Source organism: Chryseobacterium formosum (assembly GCF_026460885.1).
GTDB classification, from domain to species: Bacteria; Bacteroidota; Bacteroidia; order Flavobacteriales; family Weeksellaceae; genus Chryseobacterium; species Chryseobacterium formosus.
In genome coordinates this window covers 1-1,620 of sequence record NZ_JAOVZW010000049.1, presented here as the reverse complement: position 1 = coordinate 1,620, position 1,620 = coordinate 1, and the positions used below count along the sequence as shown (strand labels likewise).

Genomic DNA, 1,620 nt, shown 5'->3' with positions numbered 1-1,620 from the left:
AGTCCTGTGTTACAGCCGTTCTCATTTATCAATCCTACTTCTCCCAGGTTGGTGGCAGCAGAGCTGCAATTATCAGGTGGTGTTCCCGAGTTTGTGTTGCTATTGCCTCCCAGACCCCCAGACCAAATAGCTTCTAATAAGTTGAATCCAATAATAAAGCTGTCTAATAGACAGCTTTATTATTTTTTATTGTTTTATCAATTCAACTTTATTTGGAATCTCAAAAGTTGGTTTTCCGACATAAAAACTAGCAGGATTTCCTTTGAAAGAGTTTAATCCATTATAGTATATTTTTATTCTTGGCGTTTCTCCCAGAACTCCAAAATTCACAGGATGGATCTCTGCATTAGTAGTTATATTCAATGGAATATCTTTTATAGAGCCACTCAAAAAAATTTCATTCATAAAAGAAATAAGACTGAAAGTTCCATATTTTTTTCCCTCAATGTCACTTAAGTTCTCGAAACTTGTAATGACCGGAGCACTTAAGTTATCTATAATAACTGTACCATTTTTAATATACTTGTAGGTAACTAATAATTTGTCTTTATAAATTTTACTTAAAACATCATAGAACATAGGAACTTTTTGAATTTTAAGTATAAAAGTTTTTCCGTTTCCTTCATATTTCCAAGTTCCAACATACGGATCAAGCTGATTGTACATATCTTTTACATAATCTCCTTTTTCAAAATAGAAATCATCATTAAACGTGTCTTGAAAAGATAAAGTCCTCAATACAGGTTGCTGTTGTGCTTTACAAGAATAATTCATAATTATCAGTAAAAATATTAATATATGCTTTTTCATAATAATTGTTTTTTTAGTTGCATTTTTGATCTTTTAATTTACCATCTTCATCAAGATAGTGCTTCTTCCAGTTTTTGAAATCGGAATCACTTTCATAAAGCTCAATTCCTGAGCCTACTCCGCTATCTTTTATCAATTCTAAAAGTCCTTTTACTTGTTGTTTTTTAGTCATACTATATACTATTTTATTTTCATAAAGAGTATTTACATAGTCATGATTTGTTTTAATATAATTAGCAAAATCGATGATTGCCTGTTTATTTGTTAGCTTTATGGCAAATGTTCCTCTGTCGGATGTTACATACATTCCAAGTTTATTAACCGGTACCGTAGAATCTTTGACTAGTTCAGCCAAAACTACAAAATCTGACATAGAAAAAACAGTAAGTGTTCTCAAATCTGGTATTGTCAGAATGTTTAGGTGACAATGCATAAAACCAGTTATATCGGGAGCCCTAGTGAGATCTGCCTCTAAATTAACAAAAGAATTCCCTTCACTGTCAACTCCTCCATACTTTTTATTGCTGTAGCTGGGAGAAGTATTATACATAGTAATTCCTGCTTCAACACTGCCATTAGCATTATTAGAAAGCTCCTGCATTTTACCTAAAAAATCATTATTTATACTTTTAGCATTTAAATCAGCACAAGGCGTTTGTGTCGGTCTTATATTCGTCTCCGTAGGAAGTCCTGTGTTACAGCCGTTCTCATTTATCAATCCTACTTCTCCCGGGTTGGTAGCAGCAGAGCTGCAGTTATCGGATGGAGTTCCCGGATCTGTGTTGCCTCCTCCTCCCGGTCCGCCTTCAG

Annotated in this window: 2 protein-coding genes; both read right to left on the bottom strand. The window is 33.6% G+C overall.

The features are described from left to right. Positions 1 to 186: 186 nt before the first annotated feature. Positions 187 to 810: a DUF6705 family protein gene (locus OF897_RS21470; RefSeq protein WP_267267708.1), complete on the bottom strand. Its 624-nt coding sequence runs from the start codon at positions 808 to 810 to the stop codon at positions 187 to 189. Between the two features lie 13 nt (positions 811 to 823). Then, positions 824 to 1,620, bottom strand: a 797-nt coding sequence (locus OF897_RS21465) for a hypothetical protein (RefSeq protein WP_267267707.1), incomplete at its 5' end; no start/stop codon positions are given.